Genomic DNA, 20,099 nt, shown 5'->3' with positions numbered 1-20,099 from the left:
ATGAAAATCCTTTACAAAGCGAACTGCGGCTGGCGACGAATCCACTGTCCTCGGGTGAAATCCGGGAAGTCCACCAAAGCACCACCACGAGCGATCGACATCTCCGATAAGCCGGAAATAGCGCTCCAAGCAGCAGCGTCATAGCAATCCATCGGAGCCGGCTTCTTATTCCGGATCGCATTGATCAAGTCGTACATCATGATATAGTCCATACCACCGTGTCCGGCCTCGGCAGCCTCGGCTGAATGCTGCGCCCACAATTTATGGTCATATTGCTTGAACCATTCCTCCGAGTCATCCCAACGGTGAGGCTTGGATTTACCTTGTACATATACATGGTCTCCATCATTCATCCACAAGCCTTCGGTTCCTTGAATACGGAAACCTAACGAATAAGGACGAGGGGAGTTCGTATCATGAGTCACGATGATCGTCTGTCCATTCGCGCATTTGATCATAGAGGTAACGATATCTCCCAAGTTAAAACGAAGCTTAGCCAACGGATGGTTCTCGCCACCATTATCCACGATAAACTTGTGCAACCCGCGAGACTGGGTAGCCATAGCCGACAAGGAAAGGAAACGATTGCCGCGATTTATATCCAAGCAATTAGCGACCGGTCCGATACCGTGAGTCGGATAGATATCGCCATTACGGTGTACGGAATGATTCGTACGCCATTGAGCCTCGGCAAAAGCCGTAGGCCCCATACGCAAATCACCGCTACCCGGCTGATACGTATAATGTTGCCCATCGTTAAACTTCACGTCACGCAAATCATGCTCATAACCGCACGTAGCATGTAGCAGCTCGCCGAACAATCCTTGGCGAACCATGTTCAACGCAGCCATGCAGTCGCGACGATAACATACGTTCTCCATGATATTCAAATGGCTTCCCGTGGCTTCCGAGACATTTACCAAATCCCAGCATTCCTCCAGCGTATTGGCAGCGGAAACTTCCACTCCCACATAAGGAACACCTGCCTTCATCGCAGCCACAGACATCGGGACATGCCATTCCCAAGGGCTCGCGATGATCACGCAATCAAACTCCTCGTTATTCAACATACGCTCAAATTCACGTTCTCCACCCTTGTATACTTTCGGTACAGGCACATTAAATTTAGCGATATGTTTCAAGGTGCTATCGATCGGACCCTGTTGGATATCACAAATCGCCACGATCTTATTACCGGGGATCGCCAATACATTATTAATATGCTCATGGCATCTGGAACCCGTTCCAATAAAACCGAAACGTAATTTACCATCATCTTTACCGGCTGTTTTTTTCTTTTGGGGTTCAGCGGCGGTTGTTGTAGCTCCGGCGTTTCCGGCCATAGCCAAACCAGCGGCACCAATGCCGGCGGCAGATACTTTCTTAAGGAAAGAACGACGAGTGTTTTCCATATATTTTATAATTAGTTTGTGTTTTGAAGATACAAAATTAAGAAAATGTTTTTTCAATCAAAACGTTATCAAGTATTTTGAAAAATAAAGAGTCCAAGACTAAAAATCCGTTATCTTTCCGGTTTCCCTTTTTAGCCTTTCGAAGGTCATCATCATCTGTCGAAGTCTTTTCGGTTCTTTTTCCGCCAAATTGACTTGCTGGCCGACGTCTTCTTTTACATTATATAATTGATAGCAGCCGCTGTTCCCGGCAAAGGCCGCTTCTTCCGCGTCTCCATAGGTATCCGGATACGGTGGGATCATTACCCAGTTCCCGTCACGCAACGCATAATTGAAATAGCCTTCCAAGACAAGCTCCTTTCGCCCGTTACCGCCTTTTCCCAAAAAGACAGGCAGGGTATTTTGGCTATCCACCTTATCCGAATAGGCTTGTCCAACCAACGCCGACAGCGAAGCCAACAAATCCATCTGGCAAACCAACGCATCCGATACGGTACCCGGCTTAACTTCCGCAGGCCAACGAAGCATAAACGGGATACAAGTACCGCCATCATACAAGCTCGTCTTCCCTCCGCGAAGCGGTCCGGCCATCTTATGATCCCCTACCAGTTCCACGGCTTGATCCTGGTAACCATCATCCAGAACCGGTCCGTTGTCGCTAGTGAAAATAACCAATGTATTTTCCGTCAGCCCCAACTTATCCATCTCCTTCAAGAATTCCGTCACGCACCAATCCGCTTCCAAGATAACATCTCCGCGAGGTCCCATCCCCGACTTACCCGCAAATCTCTCGTTCGGTATGCGAGGAACATGCGGCTGATGCAAGCCATAGTACAAAAAGAAAGGTTTGTCTTTATTCTCTTTCATGAAACCTTTCGCTTTCTCAAGGAACAATTCGGCCATATCCTCATCTTTCCATTGGGCGGTCTTGCCTCCTTTCTGGAAACCTATACGAGGCACGCCATTTACGATGGATCCGGCATGTCCGACGCTCGGATGCATTCTCAACAATTCAGGATTATCCTTTCCTGTCGGTTCCCCGGGAAAATTCTCCTTATAACTAACGTAGAGAGGATCATCCGGATCAAGGTTTACCCCTCTTCCATTCTCGATAAAGATACAAGGAACCCGGTCGTTGGTAGCGGCTTGTATAAAAGAATAATCATAACCGATCTCTTTCGCCCCGGGATAAACCAACTTATTCCAGTCTACCGCCCCGTCACCTAATCCCAGATGCCATTTACCGACCGTACCGGTGACATAGCCCGCTTGCTTCATCACCTTCGGCAAAGTAACCTGTCGAGTATTGATAATCAGAGCCGCATTGCCAGGTAATATCTTGGCATCCTTATTTGTCCAAGGATATAATCCGGTAAGCAAGGAGTACCGGCTGGGAGTAGAAGTCGCCGCCGTACAATAACCTTGCGTAAAGCGTATGCCTTCATTGGCGATACGATCCATTCCCGGAGTTTGTATGCGATGGGCCCCATAACAGCTTAAATCCCCATACCCGAGATCATCGGCCACGATAATCACCACGTTTGGTTGCCGGGGAGATGATTGAGCCATTAAAGCTGTTGGCAAGGAAACCCCTGCCAACACACTTATTATACAATACTTATTCATCATTTATCACGGATTCTGAGTTAAAGTACCCGGATAGGCATTGATCTCAGACTGCGGAATGTACTGGATAGCCAACGGGCTAGTTGCGGGATACTCAGGCACGCCATCGTGGAATCCCGGATAATGACGTTTCATCGTTTCGCCTACGCGATACACGTCAAAGCCACGGTCTGCCTCGTAGGCCAACTCCAACTGCCGCTCTTTCATGATACGCTCATGGGCGTTTGTAGCGTCCAAAGATTTATATCCGGCGTTTGGTAGGGAACGGGTACGAACAGTATTTAAATCAGACAAAGCCTTCGAGTAGTTCCCTAACTTAGCGCTAGCCTCGGCACGAATCAAGTACAACTCTCCCAAGCGAGAAATAACCGGCGAATAAAGATGCGGATACCCCTCTTGCTTAGAGCACTTATAACTATAGAATTTCGGGTTACCCTGGCTTTCCAGCATAAGATAGTCATAATCCCCCTCATACTTTTCTCCCTTATAGTTAATAGAATAACGTTTATTATCCACATCCACCGGAGTCAGCACATAATCCTCATTTTCAATGGTAGCAACCAAGTTACCACCTACTTCCTTCGTCTCTCCTTGGCGATATACATAACCGGAGATCTCACCGTTCGTATATAAATTGGCGACGAAACGGAATGCCGGGATTTGCTCACCGTTGTCATCGGTCTTATATTGCGGATGGATGAAAGCCTCACGAGCATCCGTATTCTTCCCTGTCTCATGCAATAAGTCCAGATACTTGGCGCTGGCGTATACCTCACCCCAGCCTTGACCGTCAATCTCGGCGTACATGCTTCCCAGAGGATCTCCCCAATCCTCCCAGTCTGAGGCAACGAACTTCACAGCGAAAATAGTCTCCGTCTGTGAAGCCGCATCCGGAGCCAACTCATTATATGTCATGAACGCGTCACGGCTCAACAAAGAGAACTGACCGCTTTCGATCACCTTATTCGCATAGTCGTAAGACAATTGAGCATATTGCTTATCCGGATTCTCAAACGTACCGCTCATATACATATAAACCTTCGACAACAACGCTTGAGCGGCATATTTCGAAGCATAGGCGGTCGACTTGAAATCGGACATCAACTCCTCGGCTTTCTTCAAGTCAGACAATGCCTGCTCGTACGTATCCTTCACCGAGGAACGGTCCGGAAGGTTCAAGTTCTCCATATCCTCCGGCATACCATTCACGATAGGCACACCCAGGTTCTTCTCCGGCTCTTGGTAATAAGGACGGCCAAATACACGGCAAAGGTAAAAATACATCATGCCGCGCAAGTAATAAGCCTCTCCTAATTTCTGGTCCAATTCCACAGACTCGCCCTCATTGATCATCTTCATCAAAGAGCTAGACTGTGAGATAATATTATAAGCACTGTTCCAGACCGAAGTAAGGCCACTGTTATTTACCGTATGCTGGTAGGTAAAATAAGTACCGAACGGATTCGTAGTCGGCTTATCCTTACAAACGTTGTCACCCGGGAACTCTCCACAATAATGTAAATGTTCGGAAGCTGTCTTTAATTTAGCGTAGCAACCGTTCAATAAAACATCGACAGCGGCATCCTTGTCTCCCATGATATCTTCTTCCGTATATTTATCATAAGGCAGACGTTCGATATCACAACTTGTTATAAGCGTGGCCACTGCCGCAAGGGCCACTATAGCGATTTTTTTCATTGTAACTTCTTTAATTAAAATGTAACATTTAGACCAAACATGAATTTACGAGCCTGCGGATACGGAGAGATTGCCACACCTACCGAACCTGCCTTAAGGTCGTTTCCTACCTCCGCGGGAAGTTCCGGATCAACTCCTGAGAATCCGGAAAGAACGAACAAATTCTCCCCTGAGAAAGATAGACGTACATTTTCCACATACTGAATCTTCCAAGGCAACGTATAGCCTAGCGTCAAGCTACGCAAACGTAAGTAGCTAGCATCCTCCAAGTAACGAGAAGATCCTTTGCTGGATTGGCTCTTGTTGCTATATTCAGCCTTGGGGTGCGTAGCGATATCGCCCGGCTTTTCCCAACGGCTCCAGCCGTCTTTCAGGTTCATCTGGTTATAGTTCACATAAGCTCCATCGCTATCATACATAGAGCGGTCGTAGTTGTAGATCTCGCCTCCTACAGAATAACCGAATACAGCGGATAAATCAATGTTTTTCCAAGATAAGTTCGTAGAGAAACCACCATAGAAATCAGGGCTCAACTTACCCAATATAGTTTGATGCTTAGAGGCCTCGCTATAATCCGAGGTCGTTACACGCTCTCCATCCTCGTTCGTCGTATACCACAACGGAGATCCCGTTTCCGGATCTACGCCGGCCCATTCCGTCCCGTACCAAGTATCTACGTCTTGTCCCGGAGTCAATATCTTATCCATAGAAATGGCATAACTTGATCCAGCGTTGGAAGTAATGATCTCGCTCTTACCACCATACAGCTCGGTGATCTTATTGCGGTTCAAACCCAAGTTGGCCGCTACGCTCCAGCTCCAATCACCGCCTTTCAATATATCCACGCCTAATGAAAGCTCGAAACCATTATTCTTGACAGCACCCACGTTACGGTAGATACCCGAGATACCTGTCACGCCCGGCAGAGGCACTTTGTAAAGCAAATCGGTTGTTTTCTTATTATAATAATCCAAGTTAATCGTCAAGCGGTCGAACAAGATGGCATCGATACCTACACCAGCCGTATAAGTCTTCTCCCATGTCAGATTCTTGTTCTCTTTCTGCTCGATCACCGCGCCCGGATCACCGTTGTATCCCGTAGACATGGCGTATGTCGTATATTGAGAATATAACTCGGTAGGACGGTTACCTACGGAACCATAGCTGGCACGCAATTTCAACTGCTGCACCCAATCCTTAGCCCGGAAAAAATCCTCTTGGTGGATGTTCCAACCACCACTAACCGAGAAGAAGTTACCATATTTAGCGTCCGTACCAAAGTTTGAGGCACCATCCCGACGGAAGGAGAAAGAAAGCAGGTAACGGTTGTCGTATGAATAATTGGCATTGAACAAATAAGATTGTACGGCCCATTCATTTTGCTCTCCTTTTATCGTCTTGGGGGTAGTGGCCACGTCTGCCACGGAGAAGCCCGGAGCGAAACTAGCCGCTGTCTGATCCTTGATCTCTTGCGTATAGGTGTTCCACTCATAAGCCAAGATCGCGTTGATAGAATGCAAACCGAACACCTTGTTGAAACGAAGCAACTGGTTGCTATACACGCGATAGGAAGAAGTGGTCTTATCCTGCAATAATCCATTATCCGCCTCTCCGTCTTTAGAGCGGGGATCTTTATAGCTCTTAAAGAGGATACTATTGTACTTATAGTTATTTACGGACGAGAAAGTCAACCAATCCGTAAACTTGATATCAAAGTCGAAGTTACCCATGAACTCATAAGAGGTCTTCTTGTCATAGTTCCATTGCAGGTCGTACAAGTAGTTGGTAGCGTCGCTGTTGATCCAGTCCGTGGGTCTGTATTGCTGTATCAAATCGCCATTTTCATCATACGGGGAGTCCCACGGGAAATTAACGTACATGATAGCGCCTATATCTTGTTGCTGATCCATCACGTCACTACGCGTAGCCCATACTTTCGGTTTGATAGTCAACCAATCGGTCGCTTGGTAATCTACGTTAAAACGCAAGTTATAGCGCTTATAGTCGTATCCTTTTACCGCACCGTCCTCACCGTAGTAACCAACGGAAGTATAGGTCTTGATCTTCTCTGAGCCACCGGAAACAGATACGTTATAGTCTTGAGCGAATCCTAGATGCGTACCTTCCTTCCACCAATCAAAATTACGATTACGTAAACCTTCATTAAAATAGCTTAAGCCATTAACAACATCTTGGTTAGCGAAAGATTTATAATAATCATACAGTTCAGAGCCGTTCATCATATTTAAGTTACCGCGGTGCAACTGGTTCACACCCATCTTCACGGACGCATTGATCGTAGCTTTACCGATCTTACCTTTCTTCGTGGTCACAACGATAACGCCGTTCGCTCCTTGAGAACCATAAATAGCGGTAGAAGCGGCATCTTTCAAGATAGACATAGACTCGATATCCGCAGGGTTCAAACTACCGGCATCCGTACCTACGATTACACCGTCCACGATCCAAAGCGGGTCCGTGCTACCGTTCACCGTAGACTTACCGCGGATCACGACCTTACCGGCAGATCCCGGCTGTCCACCACCGGAAGTTACCTGCACACCCGGAGCCTTACCCGACAACAAGTTCTCGACCGTAGGGCTGGTGGCATCCAACAGCTTCTCGTTGCTCACCACTTGCATGGCACCCGTCAAACTCTCCTTTTTCTGAACGCCGTAACCTACCACTACGACTTCCTCAAGATTCTGCGTGTCTTCCTTGATACGGATGGTCATCGGAGTATTAGTCGCCTTAACCTCATGGTCCACGTAACCGATGTAAGAAATGACCAAAGTAGCCCCTGCCGGAGCCTCCAAGCTGAATTTTCCATCGAAATCGGTACTGGTACCGTTCGTAGTGCCTTTCACTAGCACGTTCGCGCCGATTACCGGCTCACCCGTCACAGCGTCGACAATGGTACCTGAGACCGTAATTGTCTGCTGCGCCACCATTCTCTCTGCGTTCCTCAATTCTTTTGGATTAGAAGATAACTTGTAAACAACAATTCTATTGTTGTTTACAATAAAATCAGCATGCTGATTTTTCAACGCCGTCGTCAAAATCTCCTCAACCGAGCGGTTCGACATGTCGATCGAGATACGCTCATTCAAGTTGATGTCATTGTTACGGACAAGGAACGTGTAATTAAATTTTTCCTCGATCAAATCGAAAAGCTCTCTTAAAGTCGTACTTTCCATTTGAACAGACATCATTTGTGTCTGAAGTTCGGACGCTGAAACCGTACCGGGGATAAACGGAAGCCCCGCAAGCATACATGCGGCGACCATCATCTTCCCGGTCTTTTTGAAATAGTTCATTTCCATTAATGTTAGATTTAATAAATAATTTTCTCGTTTATAAATATCTTTCACACTTACCTTTAGAATTAAGGTTTGTTTTCTACTTATCTTTTATAATGATCTCGTCTCCTGAACGAGTCCACACATATTTGCGCTCCACATCTACCTCATGGAGTATCTCGTCTAGCGAATAATCTTTCGTGAAGCTGCCGGAGAAGATTTCCTTTTTCAAGAGATCGCTCTCGATACGGATACGCACATTGAATTTACGTTCCAGATCCTTGGCGATATTGACGAAGGGTTGCTCGGAGAATTTCAGGCTACCGTCCATCCACGAGAGAGCGTCTTTGGCATCTACCTCGCTGACTCTCACCTTGTTTGTCTTCTTGTTAAAGCTAAGTTTCCGATTAGGAGTCAAGGTTACATCGCCCGCATGTACGACATCATCCCTCAAACTCACGTTCACTTTCCCGGATATAAGGGTGACATCAGTCATTTCATCCAGCCCGTACGCCTTTACGTTAAAGCTGGTTCCGATGACCTCGATATCTAATTTCTTCGATTTCACGATAAAAGGCTTAAGGGAATCCCGGGTAACCTCGAAGTAAGCCTCGCCGTCCAATTGCACGCTACGCCCGTCCGTATTGAAATCACTGCCATACCTCAACGTGGAACCGGCGTTGATCCATACCACGGACTGATCCGGCAAAACGACTTTCGTCTGGCCTCCCATAGGGGTTGTCGTCTCAAAATAGCTTAGCGCGGTTGATTTCGGCAAACCATGCTTCTTTCCCATGTAATAAGAGGCCGTCCCTACCGATATCACGACCAAGACGGTAGCGGCCGCCTTTCCCAGAAAATGGAAATTCAACCAATGGCTCTTCCGGGAAGAAGCCGCAGGGATGATAAATGTCCCGAAATGTTTTTGGAAATCGGCTTTCATACTTGAGGCAAACAAAGGCACATGTGCCGTGGCCCAACAATCCGCCATCTCGGAGAGGAATCGCTTATGAGCGTCATCCATCTCCAACCACCGTAGTAATTCTTCTTGCTCCTCCTCGGATATATCTCCCGCAAAGTAGCTATAAATCAAATTTTCTATGTGTTTATTCTCTAATTCCATGATATTAACAAAGACTCCGGTTTTTAACCCGGCTTTTATTATATACACATGTTTTAGAGATTCCGTTTAAGGAGATTCCTATTTTTTTTCGAAAAAATTAAATATAAGTAAGAAAAGAGGATAAAGATCGCCCAAAAGCTCTCGCAATTTCGTCAAGCCGATCTTGATTTGTACCCGTACCGTACTGGAACTGATATTATTGGCGGCAGCTATTTCCTCATAGGTCTTGTTATGGTAAAGATATTGCACGAAGATATCCCGGCATTTGGCAGGCAAGGAATCTACGGCACGATAGATTTTCTCCTCGAATTCCTTATTTTCCAGATAGGCCAACGGATGGGGATCCGCATCTATCTGGCCTTCTTGTATAGACAACAGATTTTCTTGCACATCGGATAAAGGGACCTCTTGCAGACGTTTATCCCTTAAATAATTCAGGCAGCAATTGCGTACCGAACGAATTAAATAAGCGTTCACCGGATGTATTAACGCCGAATGATGATTCCACACATTCATGAAAACATCATTGACGATCTCACGTGCCGTCTCCGGATTATAAACATATTTCGTTGCCACGGCGCATAGATACACGTAGAATGTCGTATATAACTGCTCAAACGCTTTGGCATCGCCATTATTAATCCGAGATATTATGTCCTCTTTTACAATCAGCACAAACGTCAACCCTTAAGTTCAATCACAATTCGAATGACAAAAATAATGAAATATTCTAAGGTTGCCTCATATTCTGTTTAAAGTACGCCTAAAATATCTATTTTCAAATAATTAAAGACCTATTCCCCGCCCACCGCAGACTGAGGCATACCATCCTTACGGCATATCCGTGCCTACACAATAAAAAGAGTGGCAATGAATGCCACTCAAACACAATACCTTATTATTATCAGAGGAAGGTAGCGGTACATTCCTCGTCGTACCAGTAACTACTATCATCTTCGCTATCAAACATATCATAGCCTATCGATTCTTGCCCGGTCACCTTATTGTACCTAGCGCTGGCGGCTCTCACCTCCTCGGAATCATACATATGGTCGCTCACTACGTTGACTTCCTTGCCGAGCAACCTCTGGATGCTTCCCAAAATAGACACCTCATCAGCAGAGCAAAAAGAGAGAGCCACGCCTTCGTGCCCCGCACGGCCCGTACGTCCGATCCGGTGCACATAAATCTCGGGCACATAAGGAAGCTCGTAGTTGATGACGTGCGTCAGGCGATTCACGTCGATTCCGCGGGCGGCTATATCTGTAGCGATCAATACACGGGTCTTATGCTTCTTGAAGTTCGTCAAGGCACGTTGACGGGCAAACTGGCTCTTATAGCCATGAATCGCCTCCGCTCTTATATTCGCTCTCGACAAGAGATTGGCTACCTTATCCGCTACACGCCTCGTGCGAGTAAAGATCAACACAGACTCCAGTTCCGGGTTCTTCAACAGGCTTTCCAGCAAATTGATCTTTTCGTCTTTCTCGACGAAGTAAATGGATTGCTTGATCATGTCTACAGTCGACGAGGGCGGGTTTGCTTCCACCTTTCGAGGCTCGTTCAAGATCGTACCAGCCAGATATTCGATATCGGCAGGCATGGTAGCCGAGAAGAACAAGGTCTGGCGTTTCTCGGGCAACAACGGTAAAATAAGGTCGATCTCTTGGCTAAAACCCATGTCCAACATGAGGTCCGCCTCATCCAAGACGAAATATTCCAACGTATCCAACTCGATAAACCCTTGCCCGACCAAATCCAGCAAACGTCCAGGAGTAGCGATCAATATATCGACACCCTTTCTCAGGGCATCCGTCTGGGGTTTCTGCTTCACTCCCCCGAATATCACCGTATGGGACAATCCGGCGAAATAGCCGTAAGAAGCAAAACTCTCTCCGATTTGGATAGCGAGCTCACGGGTGGGCGTAAGGACTAAGGCTTTGATTCCGTATCTGTGGCTTTCTTTCCTGAGATATAACTGCTGGATAATCGGAATGGAGAATGCCGCCGTCTTACCGGTTCCTGTCTGAGCACATCCTAATAAATCATAGCCTTGCAAAATAATGGGAATCGCTTCTGACTGTATAGGTGTTGGTGTCGTATACCCTTCTCTCTCGAGAGCCTTATTTATCGGCTCTATCAAATCTAAATTTTCAAATGTCATTATAAATAGGGTGAGCCTTCACGACTCGTTATGTAAATAATATGGGCAAAGGTAGTTAAATTTATTCATATAGACTATCTTTCTTCACAGAAACACGCTTGAACCGAGGGAAATATATTAAAATTTTGAAAATCAAACACAAATATCATACCAATCTTGTTATCAGTTTTAAAGTTTCCTACGCTTTATTACAGCAAGACATAGACACAACGCTTCTTTTTTACCCTCGAAAATATGACATCGTAACCGATGTTATAAGTTTATACCATAAGCAATATATTTTTCGTTTATACTGAATACCCAATAATAATAGGTACTTGATTTTTATCGTTTGCAAAGGCAGCATATTTTATTGATAAACAGAAAACAAATCCCCGATAACAGTCTGATACGCATATAAATAGAGCTTCCAAAGGGAATAAACCAAGGCTACAACAAGAGGGGAAAGATGATTTATTACGCACGACGGCAAAGAAAATACCTTTCCATAGGCGATTTCTGCGTATTGATTTTAAGAGAACAAACCAAAATAGGGAAAAATAAACACAGAATTAAATATTAATCATAGACATAAAAATAACGGGACGATTTTCATACCGTCCCCATTATTTTTACTTTAATAGCTTGTGTTCGTTACCGCCATTCTCCAGTACTTCCATTTGATATAAGCTCGTTGATTGTGGCATAGTTCCGGATATTAAAATGCCTTGTGGTTAATCTGCGAATAAGCCAACGTGCCGTTGTCGCGCAAAGTCTGCAAAGTAGAAGGGTATTGGATGTCAAACAATGGGTTGGCATTTTCGTGGAAGCATGTGGCAGTGATTGGCGTTTTTTATGATGGCTAACATCAAGATGTACAATGGTAAGATAAAATCCCTAAAAGTAGGTATTGCCGGACGATTTCAAACCCTATACTTTTGTAAAAGCAAAATTCCATTATACATGCAAGTGCTGAAAGAAGACATTCGAGGTCGCATATTGACGGTTGCCGGACAGCAATTCGGGCAGAAAGGCTATTCCAAGACTTCCATGCGCGAAATAGCGGAGACTGCCGGGATTGGTGTCGGAAACATCTACAACTATTTCACGAACAAAGATGAACTGTTCCGTGAGGTGGTTCGTCCTGTCTTGTGCGCTTTGGAAGCCATGCTGCAAGAACATCACGGCATACAGGGCGAGGACATTATGACGATGAAGTCGGAGAAGTATCTGAAATCCTGCATAGACGAATATATTTCATTGATTGATAAACATCGCGCACTGATGGGGATTTTGTTGTTTCATGCGCAAGGTTCTTCGTTGGAACGCTTCCGCGAAAATTATACCGACCGTTCTACGGAATTGGTCAAGGCGTGGTTCGCGTCCATGCGGCAGAAGTACCCCGAAATCAATACGGCGGTGTCCGATTTTATCATCCATTTGCATACGGTATGGATGTTCACAATGTTCGAGGAACTGTTGATGCATTCCATACCTCGACGAGAGATGGAAGCTATTTTACACGATTATATCCTATTTGAGATTCAAGGTTGGAGGGCAATTATCAAGATATGATGAGATACAGACATACAAACAGCCGCATCAGGACGGCAGACAAGGAGGAAATCTTCACGGAGGTTTCCTCCTTTTTTTATGAACAAATTTGAATATCGTTCACTATTAAACACAAAAAAATATGAAACAGAAATACGAGTTTAAGAGTATCGTGGCGGAAACACTGCTTATTCCGTTATATATGAGAGCCAAGGAAAGTCGTCGGGATAATCCCATCCTGAATGACAAGACTGCAGAACGGTTGGCAGACAGCTTGGAATATGACTATTCCCAATTCGACGGAGCAAAGCTGAGCGAAGTGGGATGCGTGGTACGGGGATGGTATTTCGATTGTGCCGTACAGCGATTTATCGAGGCGCATCCCAATCCGGTTGTGGTCAATGTGGGATGCGGACTGGATACCCGTTTTCAGCGCATCGGAAGCGAGAAAGCCATCTTTTATGACATGGACTTGCCGGAGGTCATCGCATTGCGTCGGGAACTGATACCCGAACAACCGGGCAATGTCTATATCGCGGCCTCACTACTGGAAACTGACTGGATGGACGACCTGCGCCGGAAGCATCCCGATGCGGAATTTATCTTCATCGTGGAGGGTGTGCTGATGTATTTTTACGAGAAACAAGTCAAAGCTTTTCTGCATCATGTGGCAAGCCGTTTCGAAGGAGGCGAACTGTGGTTCGACGTGTGCGGCACGATGATGAGCCGACACGGGGTAAAGCCCGATTCACTTCGCAAGCACGAGGCGCAAATCCGTTCTGGACTGAGCGACGGACACCAGGTAGAACAATGGGAACCAACTTTGAAGCTCATCGAGCAGGCCAATTACATGAAGTTCTTCCGTTCGCGCTGGGGATTCGTCTTTGGGCAGATATTGGGCCGCATGAAACGATTGTGCTATAAATTCAGCTCATTGCTCGGATATAAAATCACATCAAAATAATGTAATTGCAATGGAAAAATTAAAAAAGAAAGAAGGTTTGTCCCGCCTGTTCGAAATAGCGGGGCAAAGGAAAGGTCTGCTTATACTAGCTGGCTTGCTGTCCGCTGGCAGCGCGGTATGTATGCTTGTGCCTTATTGGGCTGTTTATGAAATCTTGGAGAAATTGTTGTCGCATGGCGTAGATCCAGCCGCTTCGAACGGAACGGACATGATACGCTGGGGATGGATAGCGTTTGGAGGACTTGTCGGCGGACTGGTGCTGCTGTATGCCGCCCTGATGTCCTCTCATGTGGCTGCATTCCGCATTCTGTACGGATTGCGTGTCCGTTTGTCCGAACACATCGGCAAACTTCCGTTAGGGTATCTAAACAACACCTCTACGGGAGCCATCAAAAAAACAATGGAACAGAACATCGAAAAGATAGAAGGATTCATCGCCCATACCATACCCGATTTGGTGAATGTAGTGGCTACGGTGGCGGTAATGCTGGTCATCTTTTTCTCTTTAGATGTGTGGTTGACGGTTGTCTGTCTGGCGGTAGTGGTGATCAGCCTTTTCCTGCAATTCTCCAATTTTATGGGGAAAAGGGCGAAAGAGTTCATGGCTGTCTATTATGACGCGCAGGAAAAGATGAGCGCATCTGCCGTGCAATATGTGCGCGGAATGCCCGTAGTCAAGATTTTCGGGCAGAGCGTACGCTCGTTCCGTCAGTTCAATGCCGAAATTCAGGCATACAAGACATTTGCCTTGAAATGTTGCGACACGTATCAGAACGGGATGATAGCGTTTACCGTATTGTTAAATTCGATGGTAACGTTTATACTTCCTATGGGTATTCTGCTGTTGCAAGCCAGTCCACAATCGCTTTCACTGGCTGTGGTGTGGCTGTTCTTTATCGTCATGGGGCCGGGCATGGCTTCGCCTGTCTATAAGCTGACATTCTTAGGCGGCAATACGCGCGACATCAATGAAGGGGTAAACCGTATCGACCGTATATTGGAAAAAGAACCTGTGCCGGAGCCGGAGCATCCGCAAGTGCCTGCCGCTTACGATGTGGAGTTCCGCCATGTGTCATTCTCCTACGAAAACACGGAACAGGGAACACGGACAGAAGCCTTGCGTGATGTCAGCTTCATGGCACCACAGGGGAAAATAACCGCCCTTGCCGGTCCGTCAGGAAGCGGCAAATCAACGATTGCCAGTCTGATACCCCGTTTCTGGGATGTGGAGCAAGGAGAAATATGTATAGGAGGAGTGGATATACGCCGGATAGCTACGGCAAAGCTGATGGATATGGTTTCATTCGTATTTCAAGATACATTCCTTTTCTACGACACGCTGTACGAGAACATCGCCGTCGGCTCTCCTGATGCAACGAAAGAAAAGGTGATAGCCGCCGCGAAAGCCGCCCAATGCCACGATTTCATAGAATGTCTGCCTCAAGGCTACGAAACACGGATAGGCGACAAGGGCGTGTTCCTGTCCGGTGGCGAAGCCCAACGGATATGTGTGGCACGTGCCATATTGAAGAATGCGCCGATATTGGTGCTGGACGAAGCTACCGCTTTTGCCGACCCGGAAAACGAGCACAAGATGCAGATGGCTCTGCAATCGCTGATAAAGGACAAGACGGTTATCGTGATTGCCCACCGGCTTTCTTCCATCATTTCCGCACACCAGATTGTCGTCATGAAAGAAGGACGCATCGTGCAGCGCGGAAAGCATGAACAGTTGTCCGTAACGGAAGGCGTATATAAAAACATGTGGGATGCCTATACAAGTGCTTACCATTGGACGCTGAACAAAAACTAAAAGTTATATGAGAAAAAATGAAATAAATATGAACGCAATCAAAAACATCACAATAGGACATACCGAACGGCTTTACAAGCCCGTGGGTTACACCATGCTTGCCAACTTAGTAAATATAGTACCGTTTTGCCTTTCCATAGAAGCGATACGCATCATTTTCAAGACCTTTGACGGGAGCGGACAATCGCTTGATACGACCCGCCTGTGGTGGATATTCGGCATTATGGCTGTTTATATGCTGATCATGGCTCTGGCGGAACGGGCATCTTACCGCGCCAATTTCAGGGGTGCATACGAAATGAGCGCCTCCGGACGTTTGTCGCTTGCGGAACACCTGCGGAAACTTTCGTTGGGCTTTCTGTCAAGGCGTGATCCCGGCGACTTGTCGTCTATGCTCATCACGGACTTCACAATGGCAGAAACCGGAATCTCACACCATCTGCCTCAGTTGATGGGTGCGGTGGTCATGCCCGTGCTGGCTTTTGCCTCACTGATTTGGATTGATTGGAGGATGGCAGTCAGCATGTTTGCCGCCTTACCGTTTGCCTTGCTCGTCCTATGGGCAAGCACAAAGGCGCAGCGGAAGTTGAGTGGCAGGCAAATCCAAGCGAAAATAAATGCCGGAAACCGATTGGAAGAATACTTGCAGGGCATACGGGTGATGAAAGCCTACAATCTGTTGGGTGACCGTTTTGTCCGGCTGCGCGACGCCTTTGCCGAGCTTCGCCGTGCCTGCATCCGTCAGGAAGCCCTGTTAGGGCCGTTCGTTCTGTTAAGCATTACGTTGGTACGTGCCGGACTGACCATGATGGTGCTATGCGGAACTTATCTTTTGTTGGGAGGAGAACTTTCTATCCTTGTATTTGTGCTGTTCCTCGTAGTCGGCTCCCGTGTGTTCGACCCACTGACCTCCGCCCTGACCAATTTTACTGAATTCCGCTACTTTTCCATTGCCGGAGGACGCATCCTCGCCTTGATGAACGAGCCGGAAATGAAAGGGGAACGGCAATCACCGACGGCAGGTGATATCCGGTTCGAACACGTATCGTTTGCCTATCAGGATAAGGAAGTATTGCACGACCTAACCGTTACGCTTCCGAAGAATTCATTGACGGCTCTTGTCGGTCCTTCGGGAAGCGGAAAAAGTACGGTGATGAAACTTTGCGCCCGTTTCTACGACCCGCAAAAAGGACGCATCTTCTTTAACGGTGTTCCGATGGACGAAATAGCACCCGAAAGCCTGATGAGCCGTATCACCATGGTGTTCCAAGATGTCTATTTGTTTCAAGACTCTATACTCAACAATATCCGTTTCGGTAAGACAGATGCGACAGATGAAGAAATCATTGCCGCTGCCAAGAAAGCCTGTTGCCACGACTTCATCATGAGGTTGCCACAGGGCTATGACACGCTGGTGGGCGAAGGAGGTTGCACTTTATCCGGAGGGGAAAAGCAACGCATATCCATTGCACGTGCTATACTGAAAGATGCACAGGTCATTCTGCTGGACGAAGCTACTGCCTCACTTGACCCTGAAAATGAAGTGGAGGTACAAAAGGCCATCGACTCGTTAATAAAAGGACGTACTGTTATTTCCATTGCCCACAGACTCAAAACTATCAAGAATGCCGACCAGATAATCGTTTTGGATGACGGACAGATAAAGGAAGAAGGCACACACGATGAACTTGTCCGAAAGGAAGGACTTTATGCCCATCTATGGAATATCCAAGAAAGCATTTCCGGCTGGAAACTATAAAATAGCATATAAGAATAAGCAATATAATGGATGTCTGTTTTTTCTTCATGGAACAGACATTCATTTTTCGGTAGTAACCGAAAAGCTTTTGAGTTACTTAGAAAATCCGGTAGATTGTGGAGTAATCACTTCCATCACCAACAATTCTTATTTGTTCAACAAATTCCCCATAAGCATTTCGCATTTCTTCGTTAGTTACTTCCTGTGAGGGTTCGGACAATAGTCTTAGAAACCTCATACTTAACAATTCATTCATATGCATAATTTTTAATATAAATATTAATCATCAAACTTGGATGTCTATTTTATGCTGAATGAGTTCCTGACATTACTACATCACAACTTCATTTTTCGATTAAAGTTTTGTTTAAGTTGTTTTCTACTATCAGCAGAGCCATGTGCAGGTAGAAAGAGCTTACAATTTGTCGATAGTAGTTTTTCCCAACTATTGACTAATTCTTTTGAATCATCAGCGTAGGGAGGAAATACACTTTTTCTCAATACACCAAACATTGCATCACCGACAATTGCAATTTCATCATCAATAATAAGGCTCATTGAACCAGTGGAATGTCCCGGGGTATGTAGTATGTAGGCATTAAGCCCTAAACTTTTCAAGTTATAAATTGAATCCACTACAATATCATATGAACAAGGCTCGAAATCAAATTGGGGTTCAAATCTTTTCCCCAGTAAGTTAATCAACGTTTTAGTAAAAACATTCGTGCCTTGTGGTAGTATAGCTTCCCCTTTAATCAGATGTACCGCTTCATTTTGATGAACAATCACGGAGGCATTGTAGTTATCCTTTATCCTTTTAGCATTAGCGGCATGGTCGTGATGTGTATGTGTCAGAATTAGATAGTCTATTTTAGAAATCCCCATTGATTTTAATGTACTATTTAACTTCTCCCAATTGCCGCTTGTACTCGTATCAATTAAAAAATACTTTTCGCCACTTTCTACAAAAAACACATTGCTTCTGCCAGATATAATTTGTGAAATGGTGTAGCCGCTTTTTGTTTTCCAAGTATTCATAACTTATTTCTTGAAATTTTATAAAAATGTTATCTGAATGCAAAATAACGGAATAAAAAAGATTGAAGTTAGAAAATAAAGCCATACTTTTGTCCAAATACGACAATATGAGAAGCTATGTACATTACAGCAAGTTTGTTTAATATGATTCAGAAACAGTTTGAGGATGTTAGCTTTCAGTGTTTAAAAATGCCCGAAGAACCAACATCTAAAGTGGATGCAAGTCTCTTAGGTTCGTTAATCGAAGCTATTGTTACAAAAAGGAACAATTATCGAATTGGGTTAGAAACTGGCTTCAATATACCAATAACAGTAACAGGGGTAATTTATAAGCTATATCAAAATTGTGGTACTTTGGGTGAGCTATTTGATAAATCCATATTGTACTCTCCTTTGGTAAATACCATTTCTAAATATACCTCGAAAATCGAAGGCGATTTGTTTTTTCATGAATTAGAAATAAATCCAGATTTTGTTTGTGAATATCCTATTGCAGCAAGGCAATTATATGAAGCACAGATTGGAGTTTCATTGCAATTATTTTACTCCCTGACGGGAAAGAAAATATCCCCGCTTAAAGTTTTTACCGTTTACAATAAGGAAGAGCAGAAAGATAAAATAGAAGATTATTTAAGTTGCCCCATCGTCTATGGCTATAATCAGCTGAGATTGGTTTTTGATAAATCAATTTTGCAATTACCCATATTAACAGCAAGCAAAGAGCTTTTACCCTTGATGGAAAAATTAATAAAGAGCATTTCTTATGAAAATCAAGTATATTCATTATCAGAATCTATTAAAGACTATTTAATGAAAGGCATTTCAACAATGGAATTAAGCCTTAAATCTGTGGCATGGCGATTTAATATGAGTGAACGTAATATTCAAAGAAAATTACAAAAAGAAAACACTTCTTATCAGAATATTTTAAACAATGTCAGAAAGGAATTAGTAAGTATTTATTTACACAAGAATATTCCGTTTTCGGAAATAGCCTTTCTATTGGGCTTTGAAAGTCAAAGTGCATTCAATAAGTTTTTCAAAAAGCATTTTAATAATGCACCAAGTCGATTGAAATAATAAAATTCACTATATTTGCAAAAGAGTTATTTGAAGCAATGGAAAACCAAAGCAGACCAAAGTAGTTTGCTCGTTTCTACATCGTTACCCATTGTTATACTCTTCTTCTTCAAAAGTCTATTGCTCAATAGATTACAATCACATTTCTTGTTTCTTAGAAGACACCTTGCTGATTTCAGGTGAAATCAATAATCCGTCAGTAAACGGATTGGAACTTGTACTGTTATTTCAGCCTGAAAGTATCGTTTGCTGATGCCCAAACTGCCCAAAAGAAGAACGGAAATAAAGAAATGCAATTTTAGGCAAACATTTCCTCGCTTGTTTGCAAGCTTAGCGAACCAATAGTTTGCAAAAACGATATAGTTTCAATGATACGTTGACTTGCTGTTGTGCTGTCGTACTGGTTTGCGACAGCACAACAGCAAATTTTATCAAGCATTACGATTCTAAATATAATGACTCTCCGATACCGCCAAGCTGGATGGCGCTCGAAGTGGTGTCGTTTGCCACATTGGGGCGGTTATTCCAATCCTTGAAGTTAGACAATCGTAAAGGTTACCATTGCCACGTTGCAGGTGGCAGACCGCATA

Annotated in this window: 13 protein-coding genes and 2 pseudogenes; 6 read left to right on the top strand and 9 right to left on the bottom strand. The window is 44.9% G+C overall.

All coding sequences use genetic code 11. The annotated features are described in order from the left end of the window. Positions 1 to 11 precede the first annotated feature (11 nt). The 8 genes and pseudogenes from Q0110_RS02515 to Q0110_RS02480 all read right to left on the bottom strand — a co-directional run. Complete coding sequence (locus tag Q0110_RS02515; protein WP_297901894.1) at positions 12 to 1,412, bottom strand: Gfo/Idh/MocA family oxidoreductase; 1,401 nt, start codon at positions 1,410 to 1,412, stop codon at positions 12 to 14. 99 nt (positions 1,413 to 1,511) lie between these two features. Continuing rightward, positions 1,512 to 3,038, bottom strand: a complete 1,527-nt coding sequence (locus tag Q0110_RS02510; protein WP_297902464.1) for a sulfatase-like hydrolase/transferase — start codon at positions 3,036 to 3,038, stop codon at positions 1,512 to 1,514. A 6-nt stretch (positions 3,039 to 3,044) separates the two neighbouring features. Continuing rightward, positions 3,045 to 4,736: a RagB/SusD family nutrient uptake outer membrane protein gene (locus Q0110_RS02505; RefSeq protein WP_297901891.1), complete on the bottom strand. Its 1,692-nt coding sequence runs from the start codon at positions 4,734 to 4,736 to the stop codon at positions 3,045 to 3,047. Positions 4,737 to 4,750: 14 nt separating this feature from the next. Next, on the bottom strand, positions 4,751 to 8,059 hold the full coding sequence (locus tag Q0110_RS02500; protein WP_297901888.1) for a SusC/RagA family TonB-linked outer membrane protein: 3,309 nt from the start codon (positions 8,057 to 8,059) through the stop codon (positions 4,751 to 4,753). A gap of 76 nt (positions 8,060 to 8,135) precedes the next feature. Then, positions 8,136 to 9,158: a FecR domain-containing protein gene (locus tag Q0110_RS02495; RefSeq protein WP_297901885.1), complete on the bottom strand. Its 1,023-nt coding sequence runs from the start codon at positions 9,156 to 9,158 to the stop codon at positions 8,136 to 8,138. 78 nt (positions 9,159 to 9,236) lie between these two features. Next, positions 9,237 to 9,842, bottom strand: coding sequence for an RNA polymerase sigma-70 factor (locus Q0110_RS02490; protein WP_366139632.1), 606 nt, complete (start codon positions 9,840 to 9,842; stop codon positions 9,237 to 9,239). A 220-nt stretch (positions 9,843 to 10,062) separates the two neighbouring features. Next, entirely contained in the window at positions 10,063 to 11,322 is a 1,260-nt protein-coding gene (locus tag Q0110_RS02485) for a DEAD/DEAH box helicase (protein WP_297901880.1), read from the bottom strand. Between the two features lie 700 nt (positions 11,323 to 12,022). Beyond that, positions 12,023 to 12,091: pseudogene (locus Q0110_RS02480) on the bottom strand (DNA-binding protein); the annotation flags it as partial. Positions 12,092 to 12,264: 173 nt separating this feature from the next. Here Q0110_RS02480 and Q0110_RS02475 point away from each other — a divergent pair. The 4 genes from Q0110_RS02475 to Q0110_RS02460 all read left to right on the top strand — a co-directional run bounded on the left by Q0110_RS02475 (position 12,265) and on the right by Q0110_RS02460 (position 17,391). Next, positions 12,265 to 12,876, top strand: coding sequence for a TetR/AcrR family transcriptional regulator (locus Q0110_RS02475; protein WP_297901877.1), 612 nt, complete (start codon positions 12,265 to 12,267; stop codon positions 12,874 to 12,876). 121 nt (positions 12,877 to 12,997) lie between these two features. Next, positions 12,998 to 13,819: a class I SAM-dependent methyltransferase gene (locus Q0110_RS02470; protein ID WP_297901874.1), complete on the top strand. Its 822-nt coding sequence runs from the start codon at positions 12,998 to 13,000 to the stop codon at positions 13,817 to 13,819. Between the two features lie 10 nt (positions 13,820 to 13,829). Continuing rightward, positions 13,830 to 15,632: an ABC transporter ATP-binding protein gene (locus tag Q0110_RS02465; protein ID WP_297901872.1), complete on the top strand. Its 1,803-nt coding sequence runs from the start codon at positions 13,830 to 13,832 to the stop codon at positions 15,630 to 15,632. A gap of 28 nt (positions 15,633 to 15,660) precedes the next feature. Then, complete coding sequence (locus tag Q0110_RS02460; protein ID WP_297901869.1) at positions 15,661 to 17,391, top strand: ABC transporter ATP-binding protein; 1,731 nt, start codon at positions 15,661 to 15,663, stop codon at positions 17,389 to 17,391. Positions 17,392 to 17,727: 336 nt separating this feature from the next. On the opposite strand, the gene Q0110_RS02455 is transcribed toward Q0110_RS02460, so the two are convergent. Continuing rightward, complete coding sequence (locus Q0110_RS02455; protein ID WP_297901866.1) at positions 17,728 to 18,429, bottom strand: MBL fold metallo-hydrolase; 702 nt, start codon at positions 18,427 to 18,429, stop codon at positions 17,728 to 17,730. A gap of 144 nt (positions 18,430 to 18,573) precedes the next feature. Between Q0110_RS02455 and Q0110_RS02450 the strand changes: the two genes are divergently transcribed. Both Q0110_RS02450 and Q0110_RS18270 read left to right on the top strand, forming a co-directional pair. Next, a complete protein-coding gene (locus tag Q0110_RS02450) occupies positions 18,574 to 19,509 on the top strand; it encodes an AraC family transcriptional regulator (protein WP_297901864.1) in 936 nt (311 codons plus the stop codon). A 346-nt stretch (positions 19,510 to 19,855) separates the two neighbouring features. Then, positions 19,856 to 20,050 (top strand): annotated as a pseudogene (locus Q0110_RS18270) (Abi family protein); the annotation flags it as partial. Positions 20,051 to 20,099: the final 49 nt, after the last annotated feature.

It is taken from the genome of uncultured Parabacteroides sp. (assembly GCF_947855115.1).
In the GTDB taxonomy this organism is placed as follows: Bacteria; Bacteroidota; Bacteroidia; order Bacteroidales; family Tannerellaceae; genus Parabacteroides.
Note: the sequence above shows the minus strand (reverse complement) of the source record. Positions and strands in the feature narration are given on the sequence as shown.